We start from the raw sequence: 14755 nt of genomic DNA on the forward strand, positions 1-14755 counted from the left end.
GGCTGCAAGCTTTCAGCGGCAAGCCGCAAGCTGAAGCCGGTGTGCGTGAGTTCATCACTCTGATTCCCCCTCAGTTGCTTGCAGCTACGGTGTCCTATTTGCGCAGCAGGCGCAGGCCGTTGAACACCACCAACAGGCTGACCCCCATGTCGGCGAACACGGCCATCCACATGGTGGCCAATCCGGCAAAGGTTACCCCAAGAAAGATCGCCTTGATCACCAGGGCCAGGGCGATATTTTGCTTGAGCACTGCCGAGGTCTGGCGCGACAGGCGGATGAAGGCCGGGATCTTGCGCAGATCGTCGTCCATCAGCGCGACATCCGCAGTCTCGATGGCGGTATCGGTGCCGGCGGCCGCCATGGCGAAGCCGATCTCCGCCCGGGCCAGGGCCGGGGCATCGTTGATGCCGTCGCCCACCATGCCCACCCGGTGACCCTGGGCATACAGGTCCTCGATGGCTTGCAGCTTGTCGGTGGGCAACAGGTCGCCCCGGGCCTGGTCGATGCCTACCTGAGCGGCGATGGCCTTGGCGGTGTGGGGGTTGTCGCCGGTGAGCATCAGGGTCTTGATGCCCAGCTCGTGCAGTTGCTGGATCGCTTCGCGGCTGGACTCCTTGACCGTATCGGCCACCGCGAACAGCGCCAGCGGCCCCTTGTTGTCCAGCAGCAGGACCACGGTCTTGCCTTGCTTCTCCAGGGCGAAGAGCTTTTCTTCCAGGGCTGGCGAGCACAGGCCCAGCTCCTCCACCAGGCGGTGGTTGCCCAGGTGGTACAACTGGCCGTCGATTTCACCGCGCACGCCACGGCCAGCCAGGGCCGCGAAGTTATCCACAGGGTGCATGGCCAGCTGTTGATCCACAGCCGCCTGGGCGATGGCCAGGGACACCGGGTGATCTGAACGGCCAGCCAGGCTGGCGGCCAGGGCCGGGGCGCTGTCGTTGGCCAGCGGGTCCAGGGGCAGGAAGTCGGTCTGCACCGGCTTGCCATGGGTAATGGTGCCGGTCTTGTCCAGGGCCAGGTAATCCAGCTTGTAGCCACCTTCCAGATAGACCCCGCCCTTGACCAGGATGCCCTTGCGCGCTGCGGCAGCCAGGCCGCTGACGATGCTCACCGGGGTCGAGATCACCAGGGCGCACGGGCAGGCCACCACCAGCAGCACCAGGGCGCGGTAGATCCAGTCGAACCACAGGCCACCCATGAACAGCGGGGGAATCAGCGCCACCGCCAAGGCGAAGGCGAACACCGCCGGGGTGTAGATTTTCGAGAAACTGTCGACGAAGCGCTGGGTCGGCGCCCGTGCTCCCTGGGCCTGTTCCACGGCGTGGATGATCCGCGCCAGGGTCGAGTTGTTGGCCGCAGCGGTGACCCGGTATTCCAGGGCGCCGGCCTGGTTGATGGTGCCGGCGAACACCTTGTCGCCCACGGTCTTTTCCACCGGCAGGCTTTCACCGGTGATCGGTGCCTGGTCGATGGTGGAACTGCCACTGGTCACCTCGCCATCCAGGCCGATGCGCTCACCCGGGCGCACCCTCACCAACGCACCAAGCTCGACGCTTTTCGCCTCCTGTTCGCTCCAGCTACCGTCGGCTTGTTGCACCGTGACCTGCTCCGGGGTCATCTGCATCAGGCCACTGATGGCATTGCGCGCGCGGTCCAGGGAGCGAGCCTCGATCAACTCGGCCACGGTGAACAGGAACATCACCATGGCCGCCTCTGGCCACTGGCCGATCAGCACGGCGCCGGTCACGGCGATGCTCATCAGCGCATTGATGTTGAGGTTGCGGTTCTTCAGGGCGATCCAGCCCTTCTTGTAGGTGCCCAGCCCGCCGCTGAGGATCGAGACCAGGGCCACCAGCGCTACCAGCCAATCCGGCCCGGCACTGGTGAAGTGAATGACTTCGGCAGCCAGCGCGCCGACGCCGGACAGCGCCAGCGGCCACCAGGGTTTCTTCACCGGCTGCGCACTGGCAGGCTGGCTATCGCTCCCTGCCTCCAGGGGTTCGGCATGCATCCCGAGGGACTTGATGGCCTCGACGATCGGCGCAATGTTCGGCAGGTCGTGGGTCACGCCCAGCACCCGGTTGATCAGGTTGAACTCCAGGGCCTGGATGCCGGCCAGCTTGCCCAGCTTGTTCTGGATCAGGGTCTGTTCGGTGGGGCAATCCATGGCCTCGATGCGAAAGCTGCTCAACCGCGCCCCGGCAGCCGATGCCTCGCCCAGGACCACCCGGGCTGGCGCAGCAGCCGCGGAGCCACAGCAGGAACCGCCATGACTGGCGTGATCGTGGGACTTGAGCGGCTGCAGCTTGCCCACGGCAGCGTGGGCATGGCTGTGATCGTGATCGTGATCGTGATCGTGATCGTGATCGTGATCGTGATCGTGGCCAGCATGGGCATGCTGGGCGGGCTTGCGCGGATTGTGCAGGGAATCGCTCATGGGGTCGCGTCCGTATGAAGGTGCTTGTTGCCAAGTGAACACCCTGTAGCCACTATAGGGTCAAGCACCTATTCGGAGACGATGGCGATGAAAATTGGCGAACTGGCGAAACTCACCGACTGTCAGGTCGAGACCATCCGCTACTACGAACGCGAAGGACTGCTACCGGAACCGGCTCGCAGCGAAGGCAACTACCGCCTCTATACCCAGGCTCACAGCGAGCGCCTGACCTTCATCCGCAACTGCCGCAGCCTGGACATGACCCTGGAAGAGATCCGCAGCCTGCTGAATCTGCGGGACAGCCCCCAGGACCAGTGCGCCAGCGTCAACGCCCTGATCGACGAGCACATCCATCACGTCAAGGCGCGGATCGACGGCTTGCTGGCCCTGCAAGAGCAACTGGTGGACCTGCGCCAGCGCTGCAGCGAGGCGCCGGACCTTGAGCACTGCGGCATTCTCCAGCGCCTGGAAGTCAGCGGTTCGGTGGCCCCCAGCGAGGCCGAGCCGTCCCACGTCGGCCGCAGCCACGGCCATTGAGCCGTGAGACCGGGCGCCACGCTCTCAGGAGCCGTGGCGCCCAGGCAGCAACCGCAGGTAGACCCCTTCCAGCAACGCCAGCAAACGCTGGTCCAGCTGATGCCAGGCGATCCCGCGGCGCACCAGCCAGGCACTCCCCAGCCCCACCAGGCAACCGCCGAGGATGTCGAACGGGAAGTGCACCCCCAGGTAGACCCGTGCCCAACTCACCAGCAATGCCAGGGCCAGCATCACCAGGGCGGTCTTGCGCAGGGAAGCCAGCAACAGGGCAAACCCCATGGCGAACATGCCGCTGGCGTGGTCGCTGGGGAAGGACGCGCCGGGTGCATGAGCCAGGAAGTTCTGCCCCAACTCCAGCATGAAGGGCCGCGGATGGAACCACAGGCCGCGAATCAGCAAGTTGCTGGCCAGGGCCAGGATGATGCTCAAGGTGGCCAATAGCACCACCATTCGCTGGCGTCGCTCGCCGAACACCCAGAACAGCAACAGCAACAGCGGCACGCTCAGCACCACCCATTGCGCCAGGAAAACCGCCAGTTCACGCATGAGCATCGAGGCGTCGGCACTGGCATTGATGGCCAGGAACAGGCTGCGATTGAGTTCTTCCATTCAGGGGCTCGTGTTCAGAAAAATAAGAGGAGTGCAGCTCATAAGAGCTTAGTTGCCCGCCGACACAGCAATGCCCGGGACACGTCCCGGGCAAGCTCGATAACGGCAACGACAGAATCGACCGGGGGCCGTGCGATATGGATCGCAAGGCCCCCGATTGGTTCAGGACAGGGGGGCTAGACCGCCATGGGCGCGGTCATTGGCGCATGGTGTTCGTAGCCTTCCAGGGAGAAGTCGCCCGGCTCGATCAGCTCCAGCCACTCAGGCTGGTACACGCCGGTCTTGGCGAACTCCGGCACCCGGTCGGAGATCACCAGCTTGGGCATCGGGAACGGCTCGCGCTTGAGCTGCTCGTTGAGCATGTCCAGGTGGTTCTCGTAGACGTGGGCATCACCGATGAAATAGGTGAACCAACGTGGGGTGTAGCCGGTCAGGCGACCGATCAGGCTCAGCAGCGCCGCGCCCTCGGTGAGGTTGAACGGTGTGCCCAGGCCCAGGTCGTTGGAACGGATGTAGAGGGTCAGGGAGATTTCCCGGGTCTCGACATTCGGATGGAACTGATACAGCAGGTGGCACGGCGGCAGGGCCATTTCATCCAGCTGGGCGCAGTTCCAGCCGTGGAACAGGATGCGCCGGCTGCCCGGGTCGTTGATGATGGTATCGACGCACTGGCGCACCTGGTCGATGGCCTTGTACAGCACCACGTAGGCTTCGCCCTCTTCTTCGCCCGCGGCGATCTGCCGGTAGCCCTGGCTCAGCGCCAACTCGATGGCGGCCTGGTTGGCGACCTTGATCTGCTTGTAGGCCGGCCATTTGCGCCATTGCACGCCGTAGATCTCGCCCAGGTCGTCCTCGCCCTGGCGGAACGGGTTGGCCAGCCACTGGGCGTTTTCGTTGGCGTTCTGGTCCCAGACCTTGCAGCCCAGGGCACGGAACTCGGCGGCGTTGTTCATACCGCGCAGGAAGCCGACCATTTCGCCAATGGCCGACTTGAACGCCATCTTGCGCGTGGTGATGGCCGGGAAGCCTTCCTTGAGGTCGTAGCGCAGCATCGCCCCGGGGAAGCTGATGGTGTTCACACCGGTGCGGTTGGCCTGCTTGGTGCCGTTGTTGATGACGTGGGCCACCAGATCAAGATATTGCTTCATGAATTACCTGCATCCCTGAACCCGGGACCTGCGCCCCGGGATTCGAATTTATTGCGCGGCACTCTTGGCCGGAGCGCGATGATAAGCCAGCCAGATCAATCCGAGGCCACCGAGGATCATCGGAACGCACAGAATCTGACCCATGGTCAGCCAGTTCCACGCCAGGTAGCCCAGCTGGGCATCCGGCACCCGCACGAATTCGACGATGAAACGGAATATTCCGTAGAACAGCGCGAACATCCCCGAGACCGCCATGGTCGGGCGCGGCTTGCGCGAGAACAGCCAGAGGATCAGGAACAACGCCACACCTTCCAGGGCGAACTGGTACAGCTGCGACGGATGGCGCGGCAACTGCGCCGGATCGCTGAACGGCGGGAACACCATGGCCCAGGGCAGGTCGGTGGCCTTGCCCCACAGCTCGGCGTTGATGAAGTTGCCGATGCGCCCGGCGCCCAGGCCGATCGGCACCATGGGGGCGACGAAGTCCATCAGTTCGAAGAAGGTCTTGTTGTTGCGCTTGCCAAACCACCAGGCCGCCAGCATCACCCCGATGAAACCGCCGTGGAACGACATGCCACCCTTCCACACCTCGAAAATCAGGGTCGGGTTGGCCAGGTAGGCGCTGAGGTCGTAGAACAGCACGTAGCCCAGGCGCCCGCCGACGATCACGCCCATGGACAACCAGAACACCAGGTCCGAGAGTTTTTCCTTGGTCCAGGTCGGATCGAAGCGGTTCAGCCGGCGCGACGCCAGCAACCAGGCACCGCCGATGCCGATCAGGTACATCAGGCCGTACCAGTGGATTTTCAGCGGGCCGATGGCCACGGCCACCGGATCAATCTGCGGGTAAGGCAGCATTACGACTCCTCGTAAGGGTTGGGACTTCGGTTCCGGGCGAAACTGTCACGCCAGGATTAAGCCAGGATTGCGTCACGACTCAGAACAGGAAGCTGGTCCCCACGCAGAACAGCAGCGCGGCGAACATTCGCTTCAACAGTCGCGGTGACAGTTTGTGGGCCAGGCGCGCACCGATACGGGCGAACACCATGCTGGTCAGGGCGATGCCCAACAGCGCCGGCAGATAGATGAAGCCCAGACTATGAGCCGGCAACAGGGGATCATGCCAGCCCAGAATCATGAAACTTAACGCACTGGCCAGGGCGATGGGCAAACCGCAGGCCGAGGAAGTGGCCACGGCCTGCTGCATCGGCACGCTGCGCCAGGTGAGGAATGGCACCGTCAGCGAGCCACCACCGATGCCAAAGATCGCCGAGGCCCAGCCGATCACCCCACCGGCAGCGGTCAGGCCAAGCTTGCCGGGCACCTCGCGGCTGGCCTTGGGCTTGAGTTCCAGGGCCATCTGCACGGCGATCACCAGGGCGAACACACCGATGATCTTCTGCAGGTGCGGGCCGGAAATGGCCTCGGCCGTCAACGCCCCGAACCCGGCCCCCATGAGGATGCCCAGGGTCATCCAGGCGAATATCGGCCAGCGCACTGCGCCCCGGCGATGGTGTTCGCGCACTGAATTGATGGACGTGAAGATGATGCTGGCCAGGGAGGTGCCCACTGCCAGGTGGGTCAGCACCGAGGCATCGAAGCCTTGCAGGGTGAAACTGAACACCAGCACCGGAACGATGATGATTCCGCCGCCTACGCCGAACAGCCCGGCCAGTACGCCCGCACAGGCGCCCAAGAGCAGATAGAGCAGAAATTCCATGGGAGCATCCAAAAATGAGTTCGGCATGGTAACGGATGCGCGGCCCAGGACTCCACCGGATGACGATGGATACCCATCGGCTCTGTGCGTAAAGTGGGCAAAAACACACAGGGGGCCACCTTCATGTGCTTGATTGTCTTTGCCTGGCGACCGGGACACACCCAACCGCTGATCGTCGCGGCCAACCGTGACGAGTTCTATGCCCGGCCCAGCCTGCCCCTGGCGCAATGGCCGGAGTCGCCACAGATCCACGCCGGACGCGACCTGGAGGCCGGCGGCACCTGGCTCGGGGTCGGCGCCGATGGGCGCTTCGCGGCCCTGACCAATATCCGCAACCCGCACCAGCCGCCGGCACGTCGCTCCCGCGGGGAACTGGTGGCACGCTTCCTGGCCGGCACCATCGACCTGGACGAGTACCTGCGTGACGTAGTGGGCCGCTCTCTGGAATACGCCGGTTTCAACCTGCTGCTGGGTACCGCGGACCAGCTCTGGCACTACAACGCCCATGACCCGGAGCCACGCCAGCTGGAGGCCGGCGTCTATGGCCTGTCCAATGCCGGCCTGGACACCCCCTGGCCCAAGCTGCTCAAGGCCAAGGCCGCGCTGCGTGAGGTGTTGGACGATCCCCGGCCCGAGGCCTTGCTGGCACTGTTGGGCGACCCGCAGACCGCGCCTTTCGCCGACTTGCCAGACACTGGCGTGGGCCTGGCCACCGAGAGCCTGCTGTCGAGTATCTTCATTGCCAGTCCCAGTTATGGCACTCGCGCCAGTACCGCGCTGATCGTCCACGCCGACGGCTCACGGCATCTGGTCGAGCGCAGCTTTGGCCCCTATGGCGGGCATCTGGGAGAGATCGAACTGAGGATTTGAGGCGCCGTCGGCGGCCGGTCTCAAGGAGGACCGGCACGCGGACTAGAGGGTCTTGTTCGACGCGGGGTTGATCATCCGCGCCAGGCCGAGCTTCTTCAGCGCCAGCTGCAGCGAGCTGTGGATAACTTGCGGGTTGTCGATGGTCATCATCTCGTCCAGCAATTCCTTGGCCTTGGTCATGCTAATCTGGCGCAGCATCCACTTCACCTTCGGCAGGTTGGTGGCGTTCATCGACAGGCTGTCAAAGCCCATGGCCATCAGCAGCACTGCAGCGGCCGGGTCGCCGGCCATCTCGCCACAGATACTCACCGGCTTGCCTTCGGCGTGGGCGTCGCGGACCACGGTCTGCAGGGCTTGCAACACCGCCGGATGCAGGTAGTCGTAGAGGTCGGCCACCCGCGGGTTGTTGCGGTCCACCGCCAGCAGGTACTGGGTCAGGTCGTTGGAACCCACCGACAGGAAGTCCACCTGGCGCGCCAGTTCCTTGGTCTGGTACACCGCCGCAGGAATCTCGATCATCACCCCCACCGGCGGCATCGGCACGTCGGTGCCTTCGTCGCGCACCTCGCCCCAGGCCCGGTGGATCAGGTGCAGCGCTTCTTCCAGCTCGTGGATGCCGGAGATCATTGGCAACAGGATGCGCAGGTTGTTCAGACCCTCGCTGGCCTTGAGCATGGCCCGGGCCTGCACCAGGAAGATCTCCGGGTGGTCGAGGGTCACGCGGATACCGCGCCAGCCCAGGAACGGGTTGTCTTCCTTGATCGGGAAGTAGGACAGCGACTTGTCGCCACCGATGTCCAGGCTACGCATGGTGACCGGCTGCGGATGGAAAGCCGCCAGTTGTTCACGGTAGATCGCCAGCTGTTCCTTTTCGCTGGGGAAGCGCTGGTTGATCATGAACGGCACTTCGGTGCGGTACAGCCCCACGCCCTCGGCACCACGCTTCTGCGCCCGGGCCACGTCCGCCAGCAGGCCGGTGTTGACCCACAGCGGCATGCGGTGGCCATCGGGGGTCACGCAAGGCTGGTCGCGCAGCGCATCCAGGCCCTGGGCCAGTTGCCGTTCCTCTTCCACCACATCGGCGAACTGCTTGCGCAGCACGTCGCTGGGGTTGGTGTAGACCTCGCCATGGTAGCCATCGACGATCATCTGGATGCCATCGACCTTGGAGTACGGCAGGTCGACCAGGCCCATCACCGTCGGGATACCCATGGCCCGGGCCAGGATCGCCACGTGGGAGTTGCCCGAGCCCAGTACCGAGACCAAACCCACCAGCTTGCCCTCGGGCACTTCGCCGAGCATGGCTGGGGTCAGCTCCTCGCTGACCAGGATGGTGTTGTCGGGGTAGACCAGGGTCTGCTGGCGCTCTTCCTGGAGGTAGGCCAGGAGCCGCCGGCCCAGGTCCTTGACGTCCGAGGCGCGCTCGCGCAGGTAGGCATCGTCCATCAGTTCGAAACGGTTGACGTGATCGCTGACCACCTGGCGCAACGCACCCTGGGCCCATTGGCCGGTCTTGATCACGGCCTTCACTTCGCTGCCCAGGGAGGCATCGTCGAGCATCATCAGGTAGACGTCGAACAGCGCCCGCTCCTCGGGACGCAACTGGGTCGCGAGCTTTTCCGACAACGCCCGCATGTCGGCGCGCACCCCTTCCAGGGCGCTCCTGAACAACGCCAGCTCGGCGTCGATATCGGTGATGTGCTTGTCCGGCACCACGTCCAGGTCGGCCGGCGGCAGCATCACCACCGCGCTGCCCACGGCGGCGCCGGGAGAACCCGGCACGCCAACGAACTTGGCTTCCTGGATACCCTTGCCCTGGCGTCCCAGGCCGCGGATCGAGCCGGTGGCCTCGGCATGGGCGATAACCCCGGCCAGCTGGGCACTCATGGTCACCAGGAAGGCTTCTTCGCCTTCATCGAACTGGCGGCGTTCCTTCTGCTGGATCACCAGGACCCCGACCACCCGCCGGTGGTGGATGATCGGCGCCCCGAGGAAGGAGGCATAGCGCTCCTCGCCGGTCTCGGCGAAGTAGCGGTAGCGGGGGTGATCGGCGGCGTTTTCCAGGTTGAGGGGTTCTTCCCGGGTGCCTACCAGGCCCACCAGGCCTTCGTTGGGAGCCATGCTGACCTTGCCGATGGAACGCTTGTTCAAGCCTTCGGTAGCCATCAGCACGAAACGGTTGGTTTCCGGGTCCAGCAGGTAGACGGAGCAGACCTGGCTGCCCATGGCCTCTTTGACGCGCAAGACGATGATCCCCAACGCCGTCTTGAGATCCTTGGCGGAGTTAACTTCCTGGACGATCTTGCGCAGCGTATTGAGCATGGCTCGGGGTCGAACTCCGTCGTCAGTCGCGCACTAGAAGGCGCGGGGCAAGCTCTTTGAGAGCGCGGCGATACACTTCGCGCTTGAATGTCACCACCTGGCCCAACGGGTACCAATAACTGACCCAGCGCCAGCCATCGAATTCCGGTTTACCGGTCAAATCCATCCGCACCCGCTGCTCGTTGGAGATCAGGCGCAAGAGAAACCATTTCTGCTTTTGGCCGATGCACAGCGGTTGGCTGTGGGTCCTTACCAGGCGCTGCGGCAAACGATAGCGCAACCAGCCGCGGGTGCAGGCGAGAATTTGCACATCTTCGCGCTCCAGGCCCACTTCTTCGTTCAACTCGCGATAAAGAGCGTCTTCCGGCGTCTCGTCGGGGTTGATGCCGCCTTGGGGAAACTGCCAGGCATCTTGATTGATACGGCGAGCCCATAGCACCTGGCCGGCATCATTCGTCAGAATGATCCCGACATTGGGGCGAAAACCATCGGGGTCGATCACGGCTACAACCTCGCAAACGCATGTCGCCGCATTGTTCCATAAAGCTTGGGAATGCAGCAACGAGGCTGCCAAGCTTATGTGCACTCTTGTGAAAAGACCGTATTCTGGGGGCCTTTTCCAAGACTTTTCAGTGAGTAACTGCAATGCGCCTGGCTTTATTCGACTTGGACAACACACTCCTGGGTGGCGATAGCGACCATGCCTGGGGCGACTACCTGTGCGAGAAGGGCTTCCTCGACCCCGTGGCCTACAAGGCCCGCAACGACGAGTTCTACCAGGACTACCTGGCCGGCAAGCTCGACAACGCCGCGTACCTGAATTTCTGCCTGGAAGTCCTCGGCCGCACCGACATGGACGTGCTGGAACAATGGCATCGCGACTACATGCGCGACTGCATCGAGCCGATCCTGCTGCCCAAGGCCCAGGCCCTGCTGGCCCGGCACCGCGAGGCTGGCGACAAGCTGGTGATCATCACCGCCACCAACCGCTTCGTCACCGCCCCGATCGCCGAGCGCCTGGGCGTGGAAACCCTGATCGCTACCGAGTGCGAGATGCAGGACGGTCGCTACACCGGCCGCAGCACCGACGTACCGTGCTTTCGCGAGGGCAAGGTGACCCGCCTGCTGCGCTGGATGGAAGAAACCGGCCACGACCTGCAAGACAGCTATTTCTACAGCGATTCGATGAATGACCTGCCGCTGCTGGAGCAGGTGACCACTCCGGTGGCCGTCGACCCTGACCCCAACCTGCGCGCCGAAGCCCAGAAACGCGGCTGGCAGGTGATCAGCCTGCGCGATTGAAGCGGCGCCCCGGGCCGCAGTGCGGCCCGGGGCCGCTCTGGGCCTCAGGCCGGCTTGGCCACCATCAGGTAGAAGATCGCCATGAAGGCCAGGAACGCCGGCCAGCCCAGGGCGAACCACCAGCGCATATAGAGAGTGGCGCGCATCGGCATCGGCGTCCCATCGCGCAAGGCCTGCTCGGCCATCTTGTGCACCCGGATCTGCAACCAGACCACCGGCAGCCAGCACACCCCCGCCAAGACATACAGCCCCAGGCTCCACATCAGCCAGGACTGCTGGATCGACCATCCTGCCAGGTGGATCAGGCCCAGCCCGCTCAGCGGCTGGAACACCGCGGTGGTCGCGGTGAAGGCCCAGTCGGCGAACACCAGGTGCCTGAAGGTCACGGCGATCACCTGCACCTGACCGCTGCGCCAAGCCCGCAAGGCGTAGTAGGCCGAGCCGGCACCCAGGCCGAATAGTACGGTGGAAGACAGGATATGCAGGGTTTTCAGCAGCAGGTAAGCGCTCATCGACGAGGTTCGGTCCACAACAGCCAAAGGGTCGCCACCATCAGCACCAGGTTCTTGGCGACGGCGGCATAAGGGTCAAACCAGAAATGCGGCAGGATCAGGCTGATGATCAGCGTGTAGCCAAGCATCAGCAGCAATTGCGCCTGCAAGGCCCGCCGGCGCCAGCGCCGCAGCAGCAGGCCGACGCCCAGCACCGCGTCGCAGAGCGAACCACCGATCACCGCCAGCACCGCCCAGGCGCCTTGCACCCCAGCCTCGGCCATGATCCGCAGGCCCCAATCGTAGCCGGGCCCGATGCACACCACTGCCGTCCCGAGCCAGATCAGCACCATCACCGCCAATAGCAGCGGCCGCAGCACCCACTGGGTGGTTTGCCCGGCCTGGGGCCAGCCCTGCAGGCGCGTCGCCAGGGGAGCGGCGTGATAACCACAGACCGATGCCAGCACCTCGGGGTCCGCCAGGTTGTCCTGCCGGGCCATGCTCAGGCTTTGCCGGCTCAGCGCCCGCCAACCCAGGCGCTCGCCCAGCAGCGCGGCCAGGCCCAGGAGCGGCCCCGGCAACTGGATATAACGGGCCGGCGCCCAGCCCTGGGCCGCTCGCAGGCGATCGAGCAATTGCCCCATGGTCATCCGCTCCGGGCCAACCAGCGGTAGGACCATGGACTCTGCCGGCCACTGCCGCAGCAGCGCCAGCACCGCGGCGCTCAAGTCATCCACATGCAGGGGCTGCATCTGTGCCCTGGAGGACAGCAGCGGGATCAGCGGCCAGGGCGAGAGTCGTGCCAGCCAACCGCTACTGGCACCACCCGCCCCCAGCACCAATGAAGGACGCAGCACCACGGCTGAAATGCCCAGGCCCAGCAGATAGTCGTCCGCCACGGCCTTGCTTGCCAGGAACGGCACCCGGGGCTGGCTGCCGGCGCCCAACGCGGAAATCTGCAGGACTCGCGTGCCACGAGCCGCCGCCAGGTCGAACAGCGCGCGCGTACCCAGGTCCTGGGTCAGGCTCAAGGCCTGGGGGTCGTTGCTCAGCAAACCGGCGGCATTGATCAGCAGGTCGGTATCCGCTGGCAGTTCGAACGAACCGGGCTCACGACCGAGACGGTCAAGATCCAGCTGCAACCACTGCACCCCGGGCAAACCCCGAGGTTGTGGCTGGCGGCTGGTAGCGATCAATTGATGACCGGCGGCGTGCAACGCCGCCAGCAGATGACGGCCGACAAACCCTGTGGCCCCCACCAGAACAACCTTCATGGCAATCCTTAAGACCGGATCAGACCGGCTTGGCCCCCATGAGGCCGGCAATGGTGACGAAACACAGGGCGCTGAAGACCGCCAGGACCAGGGTAAAAGCCAGGCCACTGGCAGCCTTGGCCACGCGCAGGCGATTGAGCCGCACCATCAGCCATAGCCAGGCCAGCGCCCCCAGGGTGTAGAGCACGCTGGAGCCCAGGACCCAGGTCTGCCCCAGCGGCCAACCCACCAGGTGCACCAGCCACCAACCGGTGACCGGCAGGGTCACCAGGCCCAGGGCCAGTAGCAACCAGCCGAACAGGCCCGGGCGGTGCAGTACCCGGCTGTAGACCCCCGCGTCACCCTGGCGGCGCAGGCGCCAGACCCAGATAGCCAAGCCCAGCGCGCTGCCCAGCAGCAATACCGTGGCCGATACATGAAGCGTCTTCAGCGTGCTCAGCGTTTCCATATTCTCGTGTCCTTAAGGCCTCGATTCAGCGTAGCCGCTCAGCCGAGGAACAGCTGGTAGGCCGGGTTGTCGCTTTCGTCCCAATACGGATAACCGATCTGCTCCAGGGCCGCAGGAACCAGGTGGCGCTCCTCGGCCGGCACCTGCAGGCCAGCGACCACTCGCCCGTCCGCCGCACCGTGGTTACGGTAGTGGAACATGGAAATGTTCCAGCGCCCGCCCAGCTTGTTGAGGAAGTTGAACAAGGCGCCCGGGCGCTCCGGGAACTCGAAGCGCAGCACCAGTTCATCGCTGACCTTCTCCGCACGCCCACCGACCATGTAGCGAATGTGCAACTTGGCCAGTTCGTTATCGGTCAGGTCGATCACCGGGAAACCCTGGTCGGTCAGGTTGGCGATCAGGGCACTGCGCGGGTCGTTTTCCGGGTGGGTCTGCACGCCGACGAAAATGTGCGCCTCGCTGCCGGTGTTGTAGCGGTAGTTGAATTCGGTGATCTGGCGTTTGCCCACCGCCTCGCAGAAGGCCTTGAAGCTGCCAGGCTGCTCGGGAATGGTCACGGCGATGATGGCTTCGCGGCCCTCACCCAGCTCGGCGCGCTCGGCCACGTGGCGCAGGCGGTCGAAGTTGACGTTGGCACCGGAATCGATGGCCACCAGGGTCTGCCCGGTGATGCCACGCTGCTCGACGTACTTCTTGATCCCCGCCACCCCGAGGGCACCGGCAGGTTCGGTGATCGAGCGGGTATCGTCGTAGATATCCTTGATTGCCGCACAGATCTCGTCGGTGCTGACCGTGATGACCTCGTCGACGTGGTCCTTGCAGATATCGAAGGTGTGCTGGCCGATCTGCGCCACGGCCACGCCGTCGGCGAAGATGCCCACGGTTGGCAACACCACCCGCTCGCCGGCGGCCATGGCCATTTGCAGGCAGTTGGAGTCGTCCGGCTCGACGCCGATCACCCGCGTCTCGGGACGCAGGTACTTCACATAGGCTGCGATGCCGGCGATCAGCCCGCCGCCGCCGACCGGCACGAAGATCGCATCCAGCGGGCCGGGATGCTGGCGCAGGATCTCCATGGCCACCGTGCCCTGCCCGGCAATGGTGTGGGGATCGTCGTAGGGATGGATGTAGACGTAACCCTTCTCGTCCACCAGTTTCAGCGAATAGGCCAGCGCTTCGGGGAACGTATCGCCGTGCAGCACCACCTTGCCGCCACGGGAGCGCACGCCTTCGACCTTGATCTCGGGAGTGGTCTTGGGCATCACGATAGTGGCCTTGACCCCCAGCACCTTGGCGGCCAAGGCCAGGCCCTGGGCATGGTTGCCCGCCGAGGCGGTGACCACGCCACGGGCGCGTTCGACATCGGTGAGCTGGGTCAGCTTGTTGTAGGCGCCGCGAATCTTGAACGAGAACACCGGCTGCAAGTCTTCGCGCTTGAGCCAGACCTGGTTGCCCAGCCGCTCGGAGAGCTGGCGAGCGGACTGCAACGGGGTTTCTACGGCAACGTCATAAACGCGCGAGGTGAGGATCTTCTTTACGTACTGTTCGAGCATCGGAAAGCATCACTGAGCGGGTTGGGCAGGGCCAAGGAGTCTAA

The 14755-nt window shown here is 64.5% G+C and carries 14 protein-coding genes; 3 read left to right on the forward strand and 11 right to left on the reverse strand.

Features of this window, described 5'->3' with window-relative positions:
* Nucleotides 1-94: 94 nt before the first annotated feature.
* Nucleotides 95-2437: a heavy metal translocating P-type ATPase gene (locus ATY02_RS34780; RefSeq protein ID WP_068575438.1), complete on the reverse strand. Its 2343-nt coding sequence runs from the start codon at nt 2435-2437 to the stop codon at nt 95-97.
* An 87-nt stretch (nt 2438-2524) separates the two neighbouring features.
* On the opposite strand from ATY02_RS34780, the gene cadR reads away from it, so the two are divergent.
* The gene (gene cadR / locus ATY02_RS34785; RefSeq protein WP_068575437.1) at nt 2525-2974 is read left to right on the forward strand and encodes a Cd(II)/Pb(II)-responsive transcriptional regulator; all 450 of its coding nucleotides are present in this window, start codon (nt 2525-2527) and stop codon (nt 2972-2974) included.
* Between the two features lie 24 nt (nt 2975-2998).
* Here cadR and ATY02_RS34790 read toward each other — a convergent pair whose 3' ends face one another.
* From ATY02_RS34790 to ATY02_RS34805, 4 genes are all read right to left on the reverse strand, one after another.
* Nucleotides 2999-3583 (reverse strand): undecaprenyl-diphosphatase, encoded by a 585-nt coding sequence (locus tag ATY02_RS34790; protein WP_068575436.1) that lies wholly within the window; start codon nt 3581-3583, stop codon nt 2999-3001.
* Between the two features lie 176 nt (nt 3584-3759).
* Nucleotides 3760-4731 carry a thymidylate synthase gene (locus tag ATY02_RS34795; protein WP_068575435.1) on the reverse strand — a complete coding sequence of 324 codons (972 nt, stop codon included), beginning with the start codon at nt 4729-4731 and terminating at the stop codon, nt 3760-3762.
* A 48-nt stretch (nt 4732-4779) separates the two neighbouring features.
* A complete protein-coding gene (gene lgt / locus ATY02_RS34800) occupies nt 4780-5589 on the reverse strand; it encodes a prolipoprotein diacylglyceryl transferase (RefSeq protein WP_022641675.1) in 810 nt (269 codons plus the stop codon).
* Between the two features lie 79 nt (nt 5590-5668).
* Entirely contained in the window at nt 5669-6451 is a 783-nt protein-coding gene (locus tag ATY02_RS34805; protein WP_068575434.1) for a sulfite exporter TauE/SafE family protein, read from the reverse strand.
* A gap of 123 nt (nt 6452-6574) precedes the next feature.
* Here ATY02_RS34805 and ATY02_RS34810 point away from each other — a divergent pair, with 123 nt between their 5' ends.
* A complete protein-coding gene (locus ATY02_RS34810; RefSeq protein ID WP_068575433.1) occupies nt 6575-7321 on the forward strand; it encodes an NRDE family protein in 747 nt (248 codons plus the stop codon).
* Nucleotides 7322-7363: 42 nt separating this feature from the next.
* Here ATY02_RS34810 and ptsP read toward each other — a convergent pair whose 3' ends face one another.
* Complete coding sequence (gene ptsP, locus ATY02_RS34815) at nt 7364-9643, reverse strand: phosphoenolpyruvate--protein phosphotransferase (protein ID WP_068575432.1); 2280 nt, start codon at nt 9641-9643, stop codon at nt 7364-7366.
* A 22-nt stretch (nt 9644-9665) separates the two neighbouring features.
* On the reverse strand, nt 9666-10145 hold the full coding sequence (locus ATY02_RS34820; protein WP_011064073.1) for an RNA pyrophosphohydrolase: 480 nt from the start codon (nt 10143-10145) through the stop codon (nt 9666-9668).
* 143 nt (nt 10146-10288) lie between these two features.
* Between ATY02_RS34820 and ATY02_RS34825 the strand changes: the two genes are divergently transcribed.
* A complete protein-coding gene (locus ATY02_RS34825) occupies nt 10289-10945 on the forward strand; it encodes an HAD family hydrolase (RefSeq protein ID WP_068575431.1) in 657 nt (218 codons plus the stop codon).
* 44 nt (nt 10946-10989) lie between these two features.
* Here ATY02_RS34825 and ATY02_RS34830 read toward each other — a convergent pair whose 3' ends face one another.
* From ATY02_RS34830 to ilvA, 4 genes are read right to left on the reverse strand one after another with little or no spacing between them, the layout of a single operon-like run.
* Nucleotides 10990-11457, reverse strand: a complete 468-nt coding sequence (locus tag ATY02_RS34830) for a DUF2269 family protein (protein ID WP_068575430.1) — start codon at nt 11455-11457, stop codon at nt 10990-10992.
* Nucleotides 11454-12710, reverse strand: coding sequence for an SDR family oxidoreductase (locus tag ATY02_RS34835; protein WP_068575429.1), 1257 nt, complete (start codon nt 12708-12710; stop codon nt 11454-11456). Before ATY02_RS34835 ends, ATY02_RS34830 begins: the two co-directional genes overlap by 4 nt.
* Before the next feature lie 19 nt (nt 12711-12729).
* Complete coding sequence (locus ATY02_RS34840; protein WP_068575428.1) at nt 12730-13158, reverse strand: DUF2269 family protein; 429 nt, start codon at nt 13156-13158, stop codon at nt 12730-12732.
* 38 nt (nt 13159-13196) lie between these two features.
* Complete coding sequence (gene ilvA / locus ATY02_RS34845; RefSeq protein WP_068575427.1) at nt 13197-14711, reverse strand: threonine ammonia-lyase, biosynthetic; 1515 nt, start codon at nt 14709-14711, stop codon at nt 13197-13199.
* Nucleotides 14712-14755: the final 44 nt, after the last annotated feature.

The sequence above is a fragment of the Pseudomonas sp. BIOMIG1BAC genome (genome assembly GCF_001705995.2).
GTDB lineage: Bacteria > Pseudomonadota > Gammaproteobacteria > Pseudomonadales > Pseudomonadaceae > Aquipseudomonas > Aquipseudomonas sessilinigenes.